At 72.8% G+C, this 17,984-nt stretch carries 16 protein-coding genes; 5 read left to right on the top strand and 11 right to left on the bottom strand.

Annotated features, from left to right (window positions below):
* Window positions 1–13 precede the first annotated feature (13 nt).
* Together CG740_RS05495 and CG740_RS05490 are read right to left on the bottom strand one after the other, a co-directional pair.
* On the bottom strand, window positions 14–604 hold the full coding sequence (locus CG740_RS05495; RefSeq protein WP_100573807.1) for an anthranilate synthase component II: 591 nt from the start codon (window positions 602–604) through the stop codon (window positions 14–16).
* Window positions 601–2,133 (bottom strand): anthranilate synthase component I family protein, encoded by a 1,533-nt coding sequence (locus CG740_RS05490; RefSeq protein WP_234376086.1) that lies wholly within the window; start codon window positions 2,131–2,133, stop codon window positions 601–603. Before CG740_RS05490 ends, CG740_RS05495 begins: the two co-directional genes overlap by 4 nt.
* 266 nt (window positions 2,134–2,399) lie before the next feature.
* Here CG740_RS05490 and pdxR point away from each other — a divergent pair, with 266 nt between their 5' ends.
* Complete coding sequence (pdxR, locus tag CG740_RS05485) at window positions 2,400–3,851, top strand: MocR-like pyridoxine biosynthesis transcription factor PdxR (protein ID WP_199846348.1); 1,452 nt, start codon at window positions 2,400–2,402, stop codon at window positions 3,849–3,851.
* Between the two features lie 40 nt (window positions 3,852–3,891).
* Here the strand turns inward: pdxR and CG740_RS05480 are convergent, their stop codons facing one another.
* Window positions 3,892–4,434 carry a hypothetical protein gene (locus CG740_RS05480; RefSeq protein WP_159030233.1) on the bottom strand — a complete coding sequence of 181 codons (543 nt, stop codon included), beginning with the start codon at window positions 4,432–4,434 and terminating at the stop codon, window positions 3,892–3,894.
* A gap of 168 nt (window positions 4,435–4,602) precedes the next feature.
* Here CG740_RS05480 and CG740_RS05475 point away from each other — a divergent pair, with 168 nt between their 5' ends.
* Window positions 4,603–5,115 (top strand): molybdopterin-dependent oxidoreductase, encoded by a 513-nt coding sequence (locus CG740_RS05475; RefSeq protein WP_100573803.1) that lies wholly within the window; start codon window positions 4,603–4,605, stop codon window positions 5,113–5,115.
* Here the strand turns inward: CG740_RS05475 and CG740_RS05470 are convergent.
* From CG740_RS05470 to CG740_RS05440, 6 genes are all read right to left on the bottom strand, one after another.
* Entirely contained in the window at window positions 5,070–6,359 is a 1,290-nt protein-coding gene (locus CG740_RS05470) for a 4-hydroxybenzoate 3-monooxygenase (protein WP_100573802.1), read from the bottom strand. The genes CG740_RS05475 and CG740_RS05470 overlap by 46 nt on opposite strands.
* Window position 6,360: 1 nt before the next feature.
* Complete coding sequence (locus CG740_RS05465; protein WP_100573801.1) at window positions 6,361–7,719, bottom strand: alpha/beta fold hydrolase; 1,359 nt, start codon at window positions 7,717–7,719, stop codon at window positions 6,361–6,363.
* 586 nt (window positions 7,720–8,305) lie between these two features.
* Window positions 8,306–8,899 carry a protocatechuate 3,4-dioxygenase subunit alpha gene (locus tag CG740_RS05460; protein ID WP_442802812.1) on the bottom strand — a complete coding sequence of 198 codons (594 nt, stop codon included), beginning with the start codon at window positions 8,897–8,899 and terminating at the stop codon, window positions 8,306–8,308.
* A 134-nt stretch (window positions 8,900–9,033) separates the two neighbouring features.
* Window positions 9,034–9,744 carry a protocatechuate 3,4-dioxygenase subunit beta gene (gene pcaH, locus CG740_RS05450; protein WP_100573800.1) on the bottom strand — a complete coding sequence of 237 codons (711 nt, stop codon included), beginning with the start codon at window positions 9,742–9,744 and terminating at the stop codon, window positions 9,034–9,036.
* The gene (locus tag CG740_RS05445) at window positions 9,741–10,457 is read right to left on the bottom strand and encodes a 3-oxoacid CoA-transferase subunit B (RefSeq protein ID WP_100574250.1); all 717 of its coding nucleotides are present in this window, start codon (window positions 10,455–10,457) and stop codon (window positions 9,741–9,743) included. The genes pcaH and CG740_RS05445 overlap by 4 nt, the downstream gene beginning before the upstream one ends.
* Before the next feature lie 20 nt (window positions 10,458–10,477).
* Entirely contained in the window at window positions 10,478–11,257 is a 780-nt protein-coding gene (locus CG740_RS05440) for a CoA transferase subunit A (protein ID WP_100574249.1), read from the bottom strand.
* A 181-nt stretch (window positions 11,258–11,438) separates the two neighbouring features.
* Here CG740_RS05440 and CG740_RS05435 point away from each other — a divergent pair, with 181 nt between their 5' ends.
* The 3 genes from CG740_RS05435 to CG740_RS05425 all read left to right on the top strand — a co-directional run bounded on the left by CG740_RS05435 (window position 11,439) and on the right by CG740_RS05425 (window position 15,693).
* The gene (locus CG740_RS05435) at window positions 11,439–13,169 is read left to right on the top strand and encodes an IclR family transcriptional regulator domain-containing protein (protein ID WP_234376085.1); all 1,731 of its coding nucleotides are present in this window, start codon (window positions 11,439–11,441) and stop codon (window positions 13,167–13,169) included.
* A gap of 197 nt (window positions 13,170–13,366) precedes the next feature.
* Entirely contained in the window at window positions 13,367–14,572 is a 1,206-nt protein-coding gene (locus CG740_RS05430) for a cytochrome P450 (protein WP_234376084.1), read from the top strand.
* A gap of 29 nt (window positions 14,573–14,601) precedes the next feature.
* The gene (locus CG740_RS05425; RefSeq protein ID WP_100573798.1) at window positions 14,602–15,693 is read left to right on the top strand and encodes a type III polyketide synthase; all 1,092 of its coding nucleotides are present in this window, start codon (window positions 14,602–14,604) and stop codon (window positions 15,691–15,693) included.
* Window positions 15,694–15,731: 38 nt separating this feature from the next.
* Here the strand turns inward: CG740_RS05425 and CG740_RS05420 are convergent, their stop codons facing one another.
* Together CG740_RS05420 and CG740_RS05415 are read right to left on the bottom strand one after the other, a co-directional pair.
* Window positions 15,732–16,253, bottom strand: coding sequence for a hypothetical protein (locus CG740_RS05420; protein WP_100573797.1), 522 nt, complete (start codon window positions 16,251–16,253; stop codon window positions 15,732–15,734).
* 125 nt (window positions 16,254–16,378) lie between these two features.
* Entirely contained in the window at window positions 16,379–17,905 is a 1,527-nt protein-coding gene (locus CG740_RS05415; protein WP_100573796.1) for an alkaline phosphatase, read from the bottom strand.
* Window positions 17,906–17,984: the final 79 nt, after the last annotated feature.

Below are 17,984 nucleotides of genomic sequence, written 5' to 3'. Positions count from 1 at the left end.
GCCGAACGGGCTGCTAAAGGGAAGCCGCGGCCGACGAAGGGGCCGTGCTGGCAAGGAAGTTGGCGAAGAGGCGCATGCCGTCCGCCGTCATCACGCTCTCGGGGTGGAACTGCACGCCCTCCACCGCGAGGCTCGCGTGGCGCACGCCCATGACGTAGCCGTCGTCCTCGGAGGTCGCCGTCACCGTCAGCTCCGGCGGCGGGTCGGTGACGATCAGGGAGTGGTAGCGGGTGACGGTCAGCGGCTGCGCCGCGCCCGCGAAGACGCCGAGGCCGTCGTGGCGGACGGGGCTGGTCTTGCCGTGCATCAGCCGCTGGGCGACGGCGATCCTCGCGCCGTACGCGAGGCCGATCGCCTGGTGACCGAGGCACACCCCGAGCAGCGGGACCCGCCCGGCGAAGGCGTGCACGAGCTCGACGTGGCCGGAGTCGGCCGGGTGGCCGGGGCCGGGGCCGAGGACCACCGCGTCGGGGGCCGATTCGATCAGCTCGGCCACGGAGCGGGTGCGCGAGCGCACCACGTCCGTCTCGGCGCCGAGGCTGAGCAGGTACTGGTCGATGATGTGGCTGAAGCTGTCGTACGCGTCGACGAGGAGGACCTTCACTTCAGCAGCTCCTCGCCGGTCAGGGCCCAGTAGGTGGCGCTCATCTTGGCGAGCGTCTCGCGCCATTCGGCGGCGGGCTCGGAGTCGGCGACCATGCCGGCCGAGGCCTGGGTGCTGTAGCGGACGCCGTCGTGGACGGCGGTGCGGATGCACAGGGCGAGCACCGCGAAGCCGCGCACGTCGACGAGGCCGAGGGCGCCCGCGTAGATGCCGCGCGGGTGCTCCTCCAGGTCGTCGATGATCTCCATGGCGCGCAGCTTGGGCGCGCCGGTCATCGTGCCGGCCGGGAACGTCGCACAGATGGCCGCCCACACGTCCGTCCCGCGTCTGATCCGGCCCGAGACGGTGGACACCAAGTGGTGGACGTAGGCGAAGGGTTCGACCTCCATCATGGTGTCGACGGAGAGCGTGCCGGGCTCGCAGACCCGGCCGATGTCGTTGCGGCACAGGTCGACCAGCATGATGTGCTCGGCCTGTTCCTTGGCGCTGTCCCGCAGCTCGGCCACCCTGCGGGCGTCCTCGTCCGGGTCGGCGGCGCGGCGCGCGGTGCCGGCGATGGGCCGCATCGAGATGGCGTCGTCCTCGACCCGGATGAACAGCTCGGGGCTGGCCCCGATCACGGTCCGCCCGGCCCAGGGCACGAGGTACATGTAGGGCGACGGGTTGCGGTGGCGCAGCCTCCGGTAGACCTGGAGCGGGGTCAACTCCGTTTCCACGTCGATGCGATGGCCTATCTGTATCTGGTAGCTGTCCCCGATGCCTATGTGGTGCAGGCAGCGCTCGGCCCGCTCGATGAAGGTGGCCTCGTCCACGGTGTCCCGGACGGACCTCGCCACCGGCGCCTGCGGGACGCCCTCGTCGCCCGCACGCCCTTGCCCGCCGCCGCCCCCGTTTCCCGCAGCTCGTACGGCCTCGACGACCGTACGCAGCGACGGCTGACCCGGCGTGATGGTCAACTGGGGCCCGGAGGCGGCGAGATGACGTACGCCGCCGCGCTTCAGGTCGTACCAGACCGTGTCCTTGAAGAGGGTGAGCGTGCAGCGCGGCAGGCCCGCGTCGGCCTGGCTCGTGGGCAGTTCCTCCATCGCCCACGCCGCCTCGTAGGAGAGGGTGGTGAGGAAGCCGAAGGCGAAGGTGCCGGTGGGCACGGCCGTGTCGACGTCGAACAGGGCCTGGACGGTGCGCAGCGCCCGCCAGACGGTGCCGGAGTCGCGCACGGGCCACTGCCGGGTGCCGTCCGTAGCACCTGCGACCGCCCGGCCGCCCTCCCCCACGGTCGCCGTCAGCGCGGTGGCGAGCCGGTCGCCGAGCGCGCCGGGAGCGGCGAGTTCCAGCCGGTCGGCGTGAATGCGCAGCTCGGCGAGGCGGCCGTATCCCACGGCGGCGTAGTGGCGGTCCTGGTCGGGACCGTCGAGGCTTTCGAAGAGATAGACGTCGCCCTCTTCCCGGGTGCGGGAGAGCGCCTCGTACAGGCCCAGCGCTTCCACCTGCGGGAGTTCCTCGGAAACCACTCGGACCGGAATGTTCACGACCGCTTCGTCGGGACACAATTCCGCATCGTACGCTGGCACTTCTGACAGTTCCGCTAGATCTGACAACAAGGACATGCCGAAAGCCTTCCTGATCCGACTGGACCGCAGGGGCTTCGAGGAATGACCATGCACATCGACGGGGCGCCGCTGGCCCGGCTCCGCACGTCACGCATGTCCGGGCCGTTCGCGCCGGACTCCCCCGTCCCACCCCCACCCGCCGTTTTCCCCTGGCGACGAATGTGTGTGCTCAACGACTCCATCAAATGTGGGACCGGCCCAGCCATACCACTTCGGCCTCCGGAGAGAAGACCACTTTGCCGCTACAGCTAGCCCTCACCCTGGACCGCGAATCGCGCCTTCCGCTCGCCGTTCAAATACGCAATTCGCTGCGCAAACTAATTGAGGATCAAACTTTGTGGCCGGGAACCCGGATTCCGTCCAGCCGCCAACTGGCACTGGATATAGGGGTGTCCCGCAGCGTCGTGGTGGAGGCGTACGAGCAGCTGTCGGCCGAGGGCTATTTGCAGACCAGACACGGCTCGGGCACGACGGTCGCGGAGCGGGCCGGCGCTGCCGACTCGGCCTCGCGCCTGGTGCCGCCCGACCCGGAGACCGCGCCCGAGGCGATGTGGGACCTGCGCACCGGAACGTCCAACGTCGTCGACTTCCCGCGCCAGGAGTGGATCCGCTGCATGACGGCCGTGGTCTCCGACGCCGGCCACCAGGAACTCGGCTACTCCCCGCCGGCCGGCGTCCCGCAGGCCAGGCGGGTCCTCGCCGGCTATCTCGGCCGGGTGCGCGGGGTGCGCAGCCGGCCCGAGGACCTCATGGTCACCGCGGGCTTCGCCCAGGGCCTCGCCCTGATCTGCCGGGTGCTCCTGGACCGGGGCCACACCACGCTCGCGGTGGAGGACCCGGGGCACCCGGGCGAGCGCGAGTTCGTCACCAGCTCGGGGCTGCGGGTGATCGGCATCCCGGTCGACGAGGACGGGCTGCGGGTCGACGTCCTGGAGCAGAGCGGCGCGCGGGCGGTGCTGCTGACGCCGGGCAACCAGTTCCCGACCGGGGTGCGGCTCTGCGTGCCCCGGCGGGAGCGGCTGATCGCCTGGGCCCGCGAGGTCGGCGGCTACATCATCGAGGACGACTTCGACAGCGCCTTCCTGCACCGCTCGGACCGGCTCCCGGCGCTCCAGAGCCTCGCGCCCGACCGGGTGGTGTACGCGGGCAGCGCGAGCAAGACGCTGGCCCCGGCGCTGCGGCTCGGCTGGCTGGCGGCGCCCTCCGAGCTGATGGCGTCGGTCGAGTACGTGCGGGCCGGCTGGGACATCGGCTGCTCGGGCCTCGAACAGCTCACCTTCGCCCGCTTCATCGACACCGGCGCGCTCGACCGCTACCAGCGCCAGCTGCGCACGGAACTGCACCGGCGGCGCCAGACCATCCGCCGCCAGACGGAGGCCTGCCTGCCCGGCGCCCGCCTCACCGGAGGCGACAGCGGACTCCAGGCATACGTCCAACTCCCGCCGCACATCGAGGAGAAGGCCCTGCTGCGTGCGGCCCGCCGCCGCTCGGTCCTGACCCGCGGCGGCAGCTTCTACACCCTGTCGGACACCGCCCGGCCGCCCGCCCTGGTCCTCAGCTACGCCACGGTGGCGTGCTCGGGGCTCGGCCAGAGCATGCTGGCGCTGGGGGAGGCGTACCGGGAGGCGGGCGGCTGACCGTCACGGATCCCGGCCGCGCCCCCGGCCCGCGGCGCCCTCACCCCGCCGGTCGGCGGATCCAGGCGTCCAGGGCGGGGCCCTGCGGGGGCGGTGTGGTGAGCGGGGACCGGGTCCAGCCCCAGGAGGCGTAGGCCGCGGCCGCCGCGGTGTCCGTGGCGGGGATCAGGGTGGTGATCAGATCGGCCTCCTGGCGTTGCAGGAGACGCTCCTGGAGGCGGGTCGCGATGCCGGTGCGGCGGCGACTGGGCAGCACCATCAGCTCGGCGAGCGCGAACACCCGGTCGGCGGTGGCGAGTTCCTCGGTGCCATCGGTCGCCGCACCGCGGAAGCCGTGCCACCACTCGCCCTCGCGTCCGGGCGGGTAGCCGTAGACGCAGCCGACCAGAAACGGATCGCCCGCGATGATCATGTCGAAGCCGGGACGCTGGACGTCTTCGGCGAAGCGGCGCAGGAACCCGCTCCGCTCCAGGGGCTCGACGCCCGGCACATCGTCGTACGCCGCCGTGTACAAGTCCGCGACGGATTCCCTCTGCTGCTCGGCCTGCCATCGGGACAGCCGCCGCAAGAACACCTCTGTCATCGCAACAGCGTGGCAGGTCACGGCGGTTGGAGGAAGGTGCGGGCGCGGGCGGGAGACGGTGGGGGACGGTGCGCGGCCCGGCCGTGCGTCCGGGCGGGCAGCGGTCGGCGGAACAGGGTCTCGCGCACCCCTGATGCAAAACGGCAGATGCGAGCCATAATCTCGTACATGACTCATAAACGCGTGGCCGAGCGGCACATTGCGGTAGTGGGTGCGGTGGGCCGACCCATCGAGCTGAGCGTGGCCGAGCTGCGGGAGCGGTGGCCGCAGCGGACCGCGGCCGTCACCTTCGACTGCGCGACCAGCGGGCCGCGGGCGCACACCTTCACGGGTCCCCTGCTGCGCGAGGTGATCACCGAGGCGGGACCGGGCTTCGACCCGGCCCGCCGCAAGGACCGATCGCGCTTCCTGCTGGAGATCACCGGCGAGGACGGACACGCGACGGTGCTGTCCTGGGCCGAGATCGACGAGGACTTCGGCGACTCGCCGGTGCTGCTCGCCACCACCCTGGACGGCAACCAACTGGACGGCGTAGGGGCTCAGTTGGTGGTGCCGTCCGACCGGTGCGGGGCGCGGTACATCAGCGGGATCACCCAGGTGCGGCTGCGTGCGTGCGGCGAGAGCGCGGGCGAGGCTCAGCTCGCGTACGGGGACGGCGGGACCATCGGCAGACCCGTGTAGTTCTCGGCCAGCTCGGCCGCGGCGTGCCGGGAGTGGGCGATGCGGTCGAGCTGCGCGAGTTGCAGCCGGGTCTGGAACGCGGACTGCGCCGGATCCGCGTGCAGCAGCTCGGTCATGGTGTACGAGAAGTGCTCGGCCCGCCACACCCGGCGCAGACATGTCGCGGAGTACGCGTCGAGGCGTTCCGTCGAGCCGGTGACGTGCCGCTGGACGAGCGCGCGGGACAGCTCGACGACGTCGGCGACGGCCAGGTTCAGCCCCTTGGCGCCGGTGGGCGGCACGATGTGAGCGGCGTCCCCGGCCAGCAGGAGCCGCCCGTACCGCATGGTTTCGGTCACCCAACTCCGCATTGGCAGAACGGATTTGACGACGACCGAGCCGCGCTCCAGTTTCCACCCGGGGTCGGCGTCGGTGGCGAGGCGGGCGTCCAGCTCGTCCCAGACGCGGGTGTCGGGCCAGTCGGCGGGGTCGGTCCCGTTGGGCACCTGGAGGTAGAGCCGGCTCACGCTCGCCGACCGCATACTGGCGAGGGCGAAGCCGCGGTCGGAGTGCGCGTAGATCAACTCGCCGTACACGGGCGGAGCTTGGGCCAGAATGCCGAGCCAGGAGTAGGGGTACGCCCGCTCGTACGTGGTGCGCAGTGCGGCGGGGACGGCGGCGCGGGAGACCCCGTGGGAGCCGTCGCAGCCGATGACGTAGTCGCAGGTGAGGGTGGCGTCGGGGCGGTCGGGGCGGTCGGGGCGGAGGCTTTCGCGGCCGGGCTCGCGGTGGCGGCCGGGCGACCGGTAGTGGACGACGGCGGCGCGGCCGTCGCCCGCCTCCAGGTCGACCCCCACCACCTCCGCCCCGAACAGCAACGGCGGTCCGTCCACCACCTGCCGGGCCACCAGATCCTTCACCACCTCGGTCTGGGCGTAGACCATCACACGGCGACCGCCAGTGAGGGACGGGAAGTCGATGCGGTGGGAGCGGCGGTCGTAGCGCAGCTCGATGCCGTCGTGCGGCAGGCCCTCGCGGTCCATGCGGTCCCCCACGCCGGCGGCGCGCAGCACGTCGACGGTGCCCTGTTCGAGGATGCCGGCACGCTGGCGCTGCTCGATGTACGTGCGGTCGCGGCTCTCCAGGACCACGCAGTCGATCCCCGCGTTGTGGAGCAGCCGGGCCAGCAGGAGCCCGGCGGGGCCGGCGCCGATGATGGCGACGGTGGTGCGGGCGGGGAGGGTTCGCTCTTCGCGGCCGGGCATGTCAGTCGTCCTCCCCATCGGTACGGGTCTGTTCGGGGGCGCCTCGGTGCGCCGCCTGCACGTAGTCCGCTCCGTGCGACGCTTCCTGCGCTTCCTGGGCTTCCTGGGCTTCCTGGGCTTCATGCGCTGCGTACTCGCTGATCGCCCGTTCGGCGACGGCGAAGGCGGAGTTGGCGGCGGGCACCGAGCAGTACACGGCGCACTGGAGCAGTACGTCGGCGATCTCGTCGGGGCTCAGGCCGCCGCGGAGCGCGCCCTTCACGTGCAGGGCCAGCTCGTCCTTGTGTCCGCCCGCGACGAGCGCGGTGAGCGTGATGACACTGCGGGTCCGGCGGTCCAGGGTGGCCCGGCCCCCGGCCCGGCCCGGGCCCGGGACCTCGCCCCCGGCGGCGACCTCGACGTCGCTCCCGCCCCAGATCTCGCCCCAGGCGTAGCGGGTGATGAAGTCCTGGAAACGGGCGGTGAAGGGGGTCGTACGGGCCTGGGCCCGGTCCACGTGGGCGTCACCCAGCACCGAGCGGCGGGCGCTCTCGCCGGCCTGGCGGAGGGGATCGGGGTGGGTGCTCGTGAAGTGCTGGAGCAGGGCTTCGGTCACGGCTCGGGGCCGCTCCACGTTGGCGAGGTGCCCGGCGCGGGGCAGCTCGACGAGCTGGGCGTCGCGGATGCCGTCCGCGAGTTCGCGGGCGTGCGGGGGCGGAGTGGCCGTGTCGTCGCGGCCGGCGAGGACGAGGGTGGGGGCGGTGATGCGGGCCAGGTCGGGGCGCAGGTCGAGCCCGGCGAGGATCTCGCAGCAGACGGCGTACGCCTCCGGGTCCACGCGGTGGTGCTCGGCGAGGAGGTTGCCCGGGGCCGGGAAGCCCGGGGTGAACCAGCGGTCCGGGGCGCTGTCGGCGACCGCCCCGAGCCCGCCCGCCCGCACGGCTGCGGCCCGCTCGGCCCAGGGTTCGGGCGGCCCGAAGTGGGCGGAGGTGCAGAGCAGGGCGAGGGATTCGACGCGCTCGGGGTGGTGCGCGGCCAGCCACGCGCCGACGGCTGCGCCGAGGGAGACTCCGGCGAAGGCGAACCGGCCGACGCCGAGCGCGTCGAGCCGCGCCAGAACCAGCTCCCCCAGCGCCTCGATACGGGCGGGCCCCGACTTGGGCCCCGGACCCGGTTCTGGTTCCGGTCCTTGCCCTTGCCCTTGTCCTGGTCCTGGTCCTGGTCCCGGTCCTGGGTTCAGGGCCGATGCCGGGGCGTCTCCGTGGCCCGGGAGGTTCCAGGGGATCACCTCGAAGCGGGCCGAGAGTGCGGGTAGTTGAGGCGCCCAGAGCGTGTGGGCCGTGCCGAGGGAGGGGGCGAGTACGAGGTGGGGTCGTGGCATGAGGATCCTTGGGGCGGGCGGGGGCGGGGGTTCTTTCCCACCCTCCCCCAAGCTCTTAATGAGCAGGGGGGACCCCCATCCCGTTCGGCGGGGTTGGGTGGGCTGAGGCACTGGTGGTCGGTTGAGCGCCGTTGGCGGATGCGGGCCGCGGGTCCGGGGTTCCCTTCCCACCCGCCCGCCCGTTCAGCAGAGTTGAGGGGGTTGAGCACTGGTGGTGGGTTGAGCGCCGTTGGCGGATGCGGGCCGCGGGTCCGGGGAGGGCTGCGCGCAGTTCCTGGGGCGGAGCGGCACAGCCTCCCCGGGGGCGGAGAGGCACAGCCTCCCCGGGGGCCGAGGGGGCAAGCCTCCCCGGGAGCCGAGGGGGGCAACCTCCCCGGGAGCCGGGAGGCGCAGCCGAAATGGCGGGTTCGAGGGGCGCAGCCCCTCAAGGGGGTCTGGGGCGCAGCCCCAGGGCCTAGTCCATTCAACTCCCTCTACGGGCGGGTGGGTGGGCAACCCTCCGGGGTCTGGGGCAGCGCCCCGGGGCCGAACCCTTCACCCCCGCCGCACGGGCGGGTGGGTGGGTGGGACGCCGGGACCAGGACGGTCAGCGGTCGAAGGACAGGAACACCGTCTCCCCCTCCCCCTGCAACCGCACGTCGAAGCGGAACACCCCCGCCCCCTCCCGCCGCGCGAGCAACGTTTCGGCCCGGTCGCCCGCGAGCCCCTTCAACTCCCGCTCCCCGCCGAGCCCTTCGACGTACGCCCGGGTGAAGAGGTGGCCGGACAGGCCGCGGGCGAACAGGCAGATCGACAGGTAGGGCGCGGTCGGGGGCGGCGGCAGGGTGCGCAGCGTCCAGTGACCGTCCGCGCCCGTCGGGACCCGCCCGAAGCCCGTGAAGTCGAGGCCGTCGCGAGCCAGGAAGGCCCCCGAGGCGGGGTCCCGGCGCCAGGAGCCGGGGCGGGGTACGAGCGAGCCGTCCGGTGCGGCCTGCCAGAACTCCAGGAGCGCGTCCGGCACCGGCTCGCCGGCCCCGTCGTACACGTACCCGTGCACAGTGATCGCGGTCGCGTCGCCGCTCGGCGCGACCTCCCCGCCGCCGGGGAAGGGCAGGGCGTATCCGTAGAAGGGCCCGACGGTCTGCGAGGGGGTGGGCCCGGGTGTGGAGGCGACGCCGGGCACCGAGGCCGGGCCGGGCACCGAGGCAGAGCCAGGCACCGAGGCCGGGCCGGGCACGGAAGCAGAGCCAGGCACCGAGGCCGGGCCGGGCGCGGAGGCCGGGCCGGGCACCGGGGCCGGGCCGGGCACCGGGGCCGGGCCGGGTATGGGGGCGGTCACCGGGTCGCCTCCGGGTCGGGCAGTGTCGCGGACGGGCCGTCGAGGACGATGTCCCAGCGGTACCCCAACGACCAGTCGCACACGGACAGTTCGGGGTCGTAGGCGGCCACCAGCCGAGCCCGTGCCGCCGCGTCGCTCACCGTGTGCAGGATCGGGTCGTACGCGAGGAGCGGGTCGCCCGGGAAGTACATCTGGGTGACCAGGCGCTGGGTGAACGCGCGGCCGAAGAGCGAGAAGTGGATGTGTGCGGGGCGCCACGCGTTCTCGTGGTTGCCCCACGGATAGGCGCCCGGCCGGATCGTGGTGAAGGCGTAGCCGCCGTCCGCGTCCGTCAGGCACCGGCCCGTACCGGTGAAGTTCGGGTCCAGGGGCGCCGGGTGCTGGTCGCGTTGGTGGGCGTAGCGCCCGGACGCGTTGGCCTGCCAGATCTCGACGAGCTGGCCCCGGACCGGTCGGCCCGCGCGGTCGAGGACCCGTCCCGACACGGTGATGCGTTCACCGTGCGGCTCCGCCAGGTGCCGGCGGGTCAAGTCCGCGTCCAGGGAGGTCACTTCGGTGGTGCCGAAGACCGGGCCGTACAGCTCGACCGCCTCCGGGTCACCGCCGACGGCCACCGGCGCCCGCGTCGGCTCGCGCAACGCCCCGCTGCGGTACGGGTCCACGACCCGCCCCGCGCTCCTGCCGTCCGGCACCGCATCGATCGTCATCGCCCTGCCACCTCTCCCACGTCCCCTCCGGTTTCCCCTCCGGATCCGATTCCGTCCGTACGCACCCGCGGCGGCACCCCCGTCCGTACCGGCACTCCCATCCGCACCCGCACCCGCGCCGCCGTCCGCGCGCGCACCTCCTCCGCATCGACCCCCGGCGCCGTCTCGACCAGGACGAACCCGCCCCCGGGGTCGATGTCGAGCACGGCCAGGTCGGTGATGACCCGGTGCACACACGCCCGGCCGGTGAGCGGCAGGGTGCAGCGCTCGACGAGTTTGGGGGTGCCGTCCTTCGCCGTGTGCTCGGTCAGGACGAGCACCCGGCGCACCCCGTGCACGAGGTCCATCGCACCGCCCATCCCCCTCACCAGGCGCCCCGGCACGGCCCAGTTGGCGAGGTCGCCGCCCGCGGACACCTGCATCGCGCCGAGGACCGCGGTGTCGACGTGGCCGCCGCGGATCATCCCGAACGACAGCGCGGAGTCGAAGAACGCGGCGCCCGGCAGCACGGTCACCGTCTCCTTGCCCGCGTTGACGAGGTCCGGGTCCACGTCCTCCTCCAAGGGGTACGGTCCGACGCCGAGGATGCCGTTCTCCGAGTGGAGCACCACATCCACGCCCGGCGGTAGATGGCCCAGCACCAGGGTGGGCAGCCCGATGCCGAGGTTCACACAGCTCCCGTCGGCCAGTTCGGCCGCCGCTCGGGCCGCCATCCCGTCCCGCGTCCAGCCCTTCACCGGACCCCCTCCCCGTCGTCGCTCCGCCGTACCGTCCGCTTCTCGATCCCCTTGTCCTCGGCCTGAGTTGGCGTCAGAGGCACGACCCGCTGCACGAAGACTCCGGGAACGTGCACCGCGTCCGGGTCCAACTCGCCCGGTTCCAGGAGGTGTTCGACCTCGGCGACGGTGATCCGGCCCGCCATCGCCGCCAGCGGGTTGAAGTTGCGGGCCGCGCGTCGGAGGACCAGGTTTCCGTGCCTATCGCCCTTCCAGGCCCGCACCAGGGCGAAGTCCGTGGTGATGCCGTGCTCCAGGACGTGGTCGCGCCCGCCGAACTCCCTCACCTCCTTGGGCGGCGAGGCCACGGCCACCTCGCCGTCCGGCCCGTACCGCAGCGGCAGCCCGCCCTCGGCGACCTGGGTGCCGACGCCCGCCGGGGTGTAGAACGCGGGGATGCCGCAGCCCCCGGCGCGCAGCCGCTCGGCCAGCGTGCCCTGCGGGACCAGCTCCACCTCCAGCTCGCCGGTGAGGTACTGGCGGGCGAACTCCTTGTTGGTGCCGATGTACGAGCCGGTCACACGGGCTATGCGGCCGGCCGCGAGCAGGACGCCGAGGCCGCCGCCGTCCACCCCGCAGTTGTTGGAGACCACGCTCAGCGCGGTGGCACCCTGCGCGTACAGGGCGGCGATCAGCACGTTCGGGACGCCGCTGAGGCCGAAGCCGCCGACCGCGAGGGAGGCCCCGTCGGGGATGTCGGCCACCGCGTCCGCCGGGGCCCGTACGACTTTGTCCATGAAAAGCTCCCGCCCGATCCCGATCCCGATCCCGATCCCGATCCCGACCACAGCTCTCGCCAATTGTTCGCCAGATGAACTAGAGTTCAGAAACGCGTCGGCCCGAGTGTGCGTTCTGCGGGCCCGCGCGTCAACACCCCGCCCCCTGCCCATGCCTCAACAGGCCGTCCCCGGAGGCAAGATGAGCACCGTCCCCGCCGAAGCCGTCGGTCCGCTGATGCGCGGGGTGGCCGTGCTGCGCGCGCTCAGCGACGCGGACGGGCGGCTCAGCCTCGGCGAGCTGGTCCGGACGACGGGCCTGGCCCGCTCCACCGTCGACCGGGTCGCGGCGACCCTGGCCCGCATGGGATACGTACGCCTCGACGGGCCGGCCGTGACCCTGGCCCCCCGTCTGATGGAGCTGGCCAATGCCTATCTGGGCGCGTTGCGGCTGCCCGCGCTGCTGGGTCCCGGCGCGGTCCGGCTCGCCGAGGAGCTGGACGAGTCGGTGTCGCTCGCGGTCCCCGACGGCGACGGCATCCGCTTCGTCCACCAGAGCACCCGGCGCCGCGCGATGTCGCTGACCTTCCGGATCGGCGACCTGCTGCCCGCCGAACGCACCGCGCCGGGGCCGCTGTTCGCCGCGTACTGGACGCCGGGGCAGTGGGCCGCATGGCACGAGCGGCGTGCCACCGACCCCGAGGGCCTCGGCTTTCCCGGTGTGCCCCCGGGCGCGGGCGACCAGGGCGAGCGTTTCGCGCAGCGGGCCGAACGGGCCCGCACCGAGGGCTCGGCCGTCGACGACCAGCTGATCGAGCCGGGCCTCATCGCGGTGGCCGTGCCGCTCCGCGACCCGGCGGGCATCCCGCTCTGCGCGCTCAGCGTCGTCAGCCACACCAGCCGGCACAGCGCCGCGTCCCTGCGCGAGTCCGTCCTGCCCCGGCTCCGGGCGACCGCCGCCACCATGGAGGCCGAGCTCGCCCGCCCCACCGGACCGACGGGACCGGCCGGAGCCGCCCGAGCCGAAGGGCCCCCCGCTCCCCAAGCGGGACCCACCGCGCCCGCCCGCACCGCAGGGCCCCCCGCTCTCCAGGCAGGACCCACCGCGCCCGCCCTCGCCGCCTGGACCTCCGCCTCCAAGCAGGAACTCGGCGCCGACTTCGTCGAGTCGCTGGCCCGCGGGCTCACCGTCCTCACCGCGTTCGGGCCCGGCCGGGCCGAGCTGACCCTCAGCGCCGTCGCCGAGGCCACCGGGCTGCCGCGGGCGACCGCTCGGCGCGCCCTGATCACCCTGGACCATCTGGGCCTGGTCGCCACCGAGGGCCGCGCCTTCCGGCTCACCCCGCGCGTCCTGGCGCTCGGCTGCCCGCCCCTGTCCCGTACGACGCTCTCCGACATCGCGGCACCCCATCTGGCCACCCTCGTGCGCCGCGTGCACGACTCGGCCTCGCTCGCGGTGCTCGATGGAGACGCCATCCAGTACACGGCCCGGGTCGCCACCACCCGGATCATGAGCGTCAACATCACCCTGGGCACCCGCTTCCCCGCGTACGCCGCCGCCATGGGCCGCGTACTGCTCGCGGATCTGCCCGCCCCGCAGCGCGCGGAACGGCTCGGCCGTACGGCGCTGCCGGCGCTCACGCCGCGCACGGTCACCTCACCGGCCGTACTGGCCGGCCTGCTCGACGAGGTCGCCGCGCAGGGGTACGCGCTGGTCGACGAGGAGCTGGAGGAAGGGCTGCGCTCCCTCGCCGTGCCGGTGCGGGACGCGGCGGGACGGGCGGTCGCGGCGGTGAACGTGGCCATGCACACCACGCGGCGCACCCTGGCCGAGTGCCGTGCCGAGCTGCTGCCCGAGCTGCGCGCCACGGCCGCGGCCATCGAGGCCGACCTGCACGTGGTGAACCGGTTCCGCCGGTCCTCGGCCGTCTGACCGGCACCCGCGCCCACCAGCACCGGAGCGCCGGGTTCGGAACCGGCGCGCGTTTGTCACCTCGACTCCCCGCGCTCTCCCTCTAATCGGTTAATTCAGGGGAAGGCGGACATGTTCATGACCCCGCTCGGGGATACAGGGCAAGTCCGCTGCCCAGCTGGGCCGGCTGTCCCCCGACACACACCGGAGTACGCCACGTGGAGACCACAGACACCGTGTGGAGCTGCCCCTTCGACTACGCCGATGCGCTGGAGTTCGACCCACAGCTCCAGCGGATGCTGGCCGAGGAACCGGTCGCCCGGATCCGGATGGCGTACGGCGAGGGCGAGGCCTGGCTGGTGACCCGGTACGAGGACGTGCGGACGGTGACCACCGACCGCCGGTTCAGCCGGAGCGCCGTCATCGGCCGCGACTTCCCGCGGATGACCCCCGAGCCCATCGTGCAGGCCGAGTCCATCAACCTGATGGACCCGCCCGCCAGCAGCCGGCTGCGCAGCCTCGTCGCCAAGAGCTTCGCGCCCAAGCACGTGGCGCGGATGCGCGAGCGCACCCAGAAGAAGGTCGACGAGCTGCTCGCCACCATGGCCGAGCACGGCTCGCCCGCCGACTTCGTCGAGCACGTCGCCGCCCCGCTGCCCCTCGTCACGATCTGCGAGGTCCTCGCCATCCCCGACGGCGAGCGGGACTGGCTGCGCGCGCACGCCCTGACCATGATGAACATCGGCGCCGCGGGGCGCGAGGCGGCCGTCGCCGCCAAGGCCGAGCTGCGCGCCTACTTCACCGACCTCACCGCGGCCCGCCGCCGGTCCCCCGGCGACGACCTGATCTCCACCCTCGCCACCGCCCGTGACGGCGACGAACTCCTCGACGACCAGGAGCTCGCCGTGATGGCGATGGTCCTGCTCATCACCGGACAGGACACCACCACCTACGAGCTCGGGAACATCGCGTACACGCTCCTGACCAGGCCGGACATCCTCGATGACCTGCGTACGCACCCGGACCGCTTCCCGGCCGTCCTCGACGAGCTGCTCCGTTTCATCCCGTTCCGCAAGGGCGTCGGCATCCCTCGCGTCGCCACCGAGGACGTCGAGCTGAGCGGGGTGCTGATCCGCGCCGGTGACATCGTCCATGTCTCCTACCTGACCGCCAACCGGGACACCCTCAAGTTCGACCGGCCCCACGAGGTCGACCTCGACCGGGGATCGGTCCCGCACATGACGTTCGGCTGGGGCGCCCACCACTGCCTCGGTGCCCCGCTCGCCCAGATGGAACTGGAGGTGGCGTTCACCTCCCTGCTGACCCGCTTCCCGGGCCTGCGGCTCGCCGGTGACCCCGGCGACGTGCCGTGGAACACCCACTCCATCTGGCGCCACCCGCTCAGCCTTCCGGTCGCCTGGTGACCAACCACCCATCATCGAAGGGAAGTTAAATGGCCACCCTGTGCCGACCGGCGGTCGCGGTACCCGACCACGTCATCACCCAGGAGCAGACCCTGGCGCTCGCCCGCGAGACCCACGCCGGGCACCCGCAGCGCGATCTGGTCCTCAGACTCATCGAGAACACCGGCGTCAAGACCCGCCACCTCGTCCAGCCCCTCGAAGAGACCCTGGCCCACCCGGGGTTCGAGAAGCGCAACCAGGTGTACGAGGCCGAGGCGAAGAAGCGGGTGCCCGAGGTGGTGCGCCGCGCGCTGGCGTACGGCGAGGTCGAGGCCGCCGACATCGACATGATCGTCTACGTGTCGTGCACCGGCTTCATGATGCCCTCGCTGACCGCCTGGCTGATCAACACCATGGGCTTCCGTTCCGACACCCGGCAGCTGCCCATCGCCCAGCTCGGCTGCGCGGCCGGCGGCGCCGCGATCAACCGCGCGCACGACTTCATCACGGCCTACCCGGGCTCCAACGTGCTGATCGTGTCGTGCGAGTTCTGCTCGCTGCTCTACCAGCCCACGGACATCGGCGTCGGCTCGCTGCTGTCCAACGGCCTGTTCGGGGACGCCCTTTCGGCCGCGGTGGTCCGCGGTGAGGGCGGTGTCGGCATGCGGATCGAGCGCAACGGCTCGCACCTGGTCCCGGACACCGAGAACTGGATCTCGTACGCCGTCCGCGAGACCGGCTTCCACTTCCAGCTCGACAAGCGGGTCCCCGGCACCATGGAGATGCTCGCTCCGGCACTCAAAACCCTTGTGTCCCAGCACAGTTGGGAGGTCGGCGCACTCGACTTCTACATCGTGCACGCGGGCGGGCCCCGCATTCTCGACGACCTGTGCCACTTCCTGGACCTGGGCCCGGACATGTTCCGCTTCAGCCGCAACACCCTCACCGAGCGCGGCAACATCGCGAGTTCGGTCGTCTTCGACGCACTCGCCCGCCTCTTCGACGAGGGCGGCATGGCCGACGGCGCCCGCGGCCTGATCGCCGGCTTCGGCCCCGGCATCACCGCCGAGATCGGCGTGGGCAGCTGGAACGCGGGCCCGCACTTGGACGAGGAGCTCACGGCGATGGCGGCGCGAGCCTGAACTCCGCTAACCGCAAAACCAGTTGAGGCCCTGGACGGCTACTCGTTGACCAGCACGGGAATGGAGAGCACCGCGCTGGTCGGCGTGCCGGTCAGGGCCTTCGGCTCGATCTCGAAGTCGATCCCGGCCCCCTCGGCGGCCGGGGTGTGGCCGCCCTTGTGCTCGTCGTGGCCCTCCTCGGCGTACTGGAACGAGCCGGTGCCGAGCAGCCTGCCGTCCGCGTCGTAGTAGGCGGCGCGCAGCTCCAGGGCGATCAGCTCGCTGACGTCGGAGGTGACGGCGAGGTGCCCGGTGACGGCCGCCCCGGCCCCCAGGGAGCCGCCGGTCACCTTCACCCGGTCCGTGAACGGACCTTGTTCCAGGCGCACTTCACCCCGGGTGAGCTTCTGGTACGCGGCGGGGGCGGCGGCCCGCTCGGGCGCCGCGAAGCTCACCGAGGGGACGGGGGCCGGGGTGTCGTCGGCCCGGTCGCCGGAGGCGCCCCCGGAGCCGCCGCCGCAGGCGGTCAGCAGGGCGAGGACGAGGGCGGCCAGGACGGCCGGGGCGGCGGTGCGCTTCATTGCCTGGGACTCCTGGGGAGTAGCACGAGAGGGGCCGGGGGTAACGAGGGGGCCGGGGGTAACGAGAGGGGCCGGGGGCGGGTGCCCCCGGCCCCTGGCCGATGCTCAGCCGGTCGGCCGGGGGGTCAGCCGCGCGGGGCGCGGCCGAACAGCGAGCCGTACATCTTCCCGTACAGATCGGTGTTGAGCTGGCTGGCCGCGAACCGGCCGGCGCCCGGACCGTAGGCGAAGATCGGCACGTCCGCGCCGGTGTGGTTGCCCGACAGGTACGTCAGCCACAGGCTCGCCTCGGGGCTGCCGTCCTTGACGCCCTTGGGGTCGTCGGGGGTGCGGAAGGTCGCCGGGGCGAAGTTCTTCGCGTCGCCCGCGCCGGTGCCGTTGGCGATGCCGGTCGAGCGGGCCGGGTCCTTGGCGCCCGAAGTGGCGCGCGAGGGAAGGGAGTTGTTGGCCGGATTGCCGGCGTCCGTGTTCGCGGGGGGCGCCACCGACTCGGCGTTGGTGTAGGTGCCCTTCTCGATGATGTTGAAGCCCGCGCACTCGTGGTCCGCGGTGACGACGACCAGGGTGTGGCCGTCCCGCTTAGCGAAGTCGGTGGCCGCCTTGACCGCGTCGTCGAACGCCTTGACCTCGGCGAGCGTCTGGGCCGCGTCGTTGGCGTGCGAGCGCTTGTCGATCTGGGCGCCCTCGACCTGGAGGAAGAAACCCTTCTTCGAGCGGCCGTCGAGCAGGTCGATGGACTTCCTGGCCATCTCCGCGAGCGTCGGCTCCTGCTTCTGCGGGGCGTCCGCCGGCAGGGCGGCCTTGGCCTGCTCGACCGTCAGGTTGCCCCGGTTGAAGAGCCCGACGACCTTCTTGCCGCGCGCCTTGTCCAGGTCGGACTTGGTGGCGACCTTCTGCGAAGCGGCGGTCTGCGCGGGCAGCTTCGGGTCGCCGAAGGAGCCGAGCACCTGGTAGCCCTGCTTCTGGAGCGCCTGCTGGTCGTCCGGCTCGAAGCGGGCGAGGCCGCCGCCGAGGACCACATCGGCGGTGCCGTTGCGGGCGATCTGCTCGGCGATCGGGGTGATCAGCGTCTTGTCGGCGGGCGCCTTCTCGTAGCTGCCGTCGGCGTTCTTCGGCAGGCAGGCCGCGTCCGAGTAGGTCGGGCCCTGGCAGCCGCGCAGCAGCGCGTGGCTGAACTGGGCGGCGGGCGTGGCGTCGGTGATCTCGGCGGTCGAGACGTTGCCGGTGGCGAAGCCGGCCGCCTTGGCCTGCTCCATCAGCGTCACGCGCCGCTTCTCGTAACTGTCCACGCCGATCGCGGCGTTGTACGTCTTGACGCCCGAGGCCCAGGCAGTGGCGGCGCTCGCCGAGTCCGTCACCAGGGCCGGCTGGTCGCTGCCCTTCTCGACGGCGTACGTGGCGACCGCGCCGGTGTAGGGCAGGCGCTCCATGTTGAGCTTGCCCTGGGCGCCGTAGAAGCGCTCGCGGCCCGCGGTGACGTGGGTGCGGCCCATGCCGTCGCCGAGCAGGTAGATGACGTTGCGTATCTCACGGCTGCCGTGATCGCCGTGACTGCCGTGCTGGGGCTGGGAGTTGGCGGTGACGGCCGAGCCGGCGGCGACCGCGGAGGCCGCCGCGACGACCGCGAGCACCTTCATTGCCTTCTGTCTCATGGCGGCGAAGCTATGAGTCGGATGTGAACGGACCGGGAGGTTCAGGCGGCCGCGAAGCGAACGCCTTTACCTCCCGCAT

It is taken from the genome of Streptomyces sp. CB01201 (genome assembly GCF_002803085.1).
GTDB classification, from domain to species: Bacteria; Actinomycetota; Actinomycetes; order Streptomycetales; family Streptomycetaceae; genus Streptomyces; species Streptomyces hundungensis.
The sequence above is the reverse complement of the archived record's forward strand: the minus strand, read 5'-3'. Positions and strand labels throughout refer to the sequence as shown.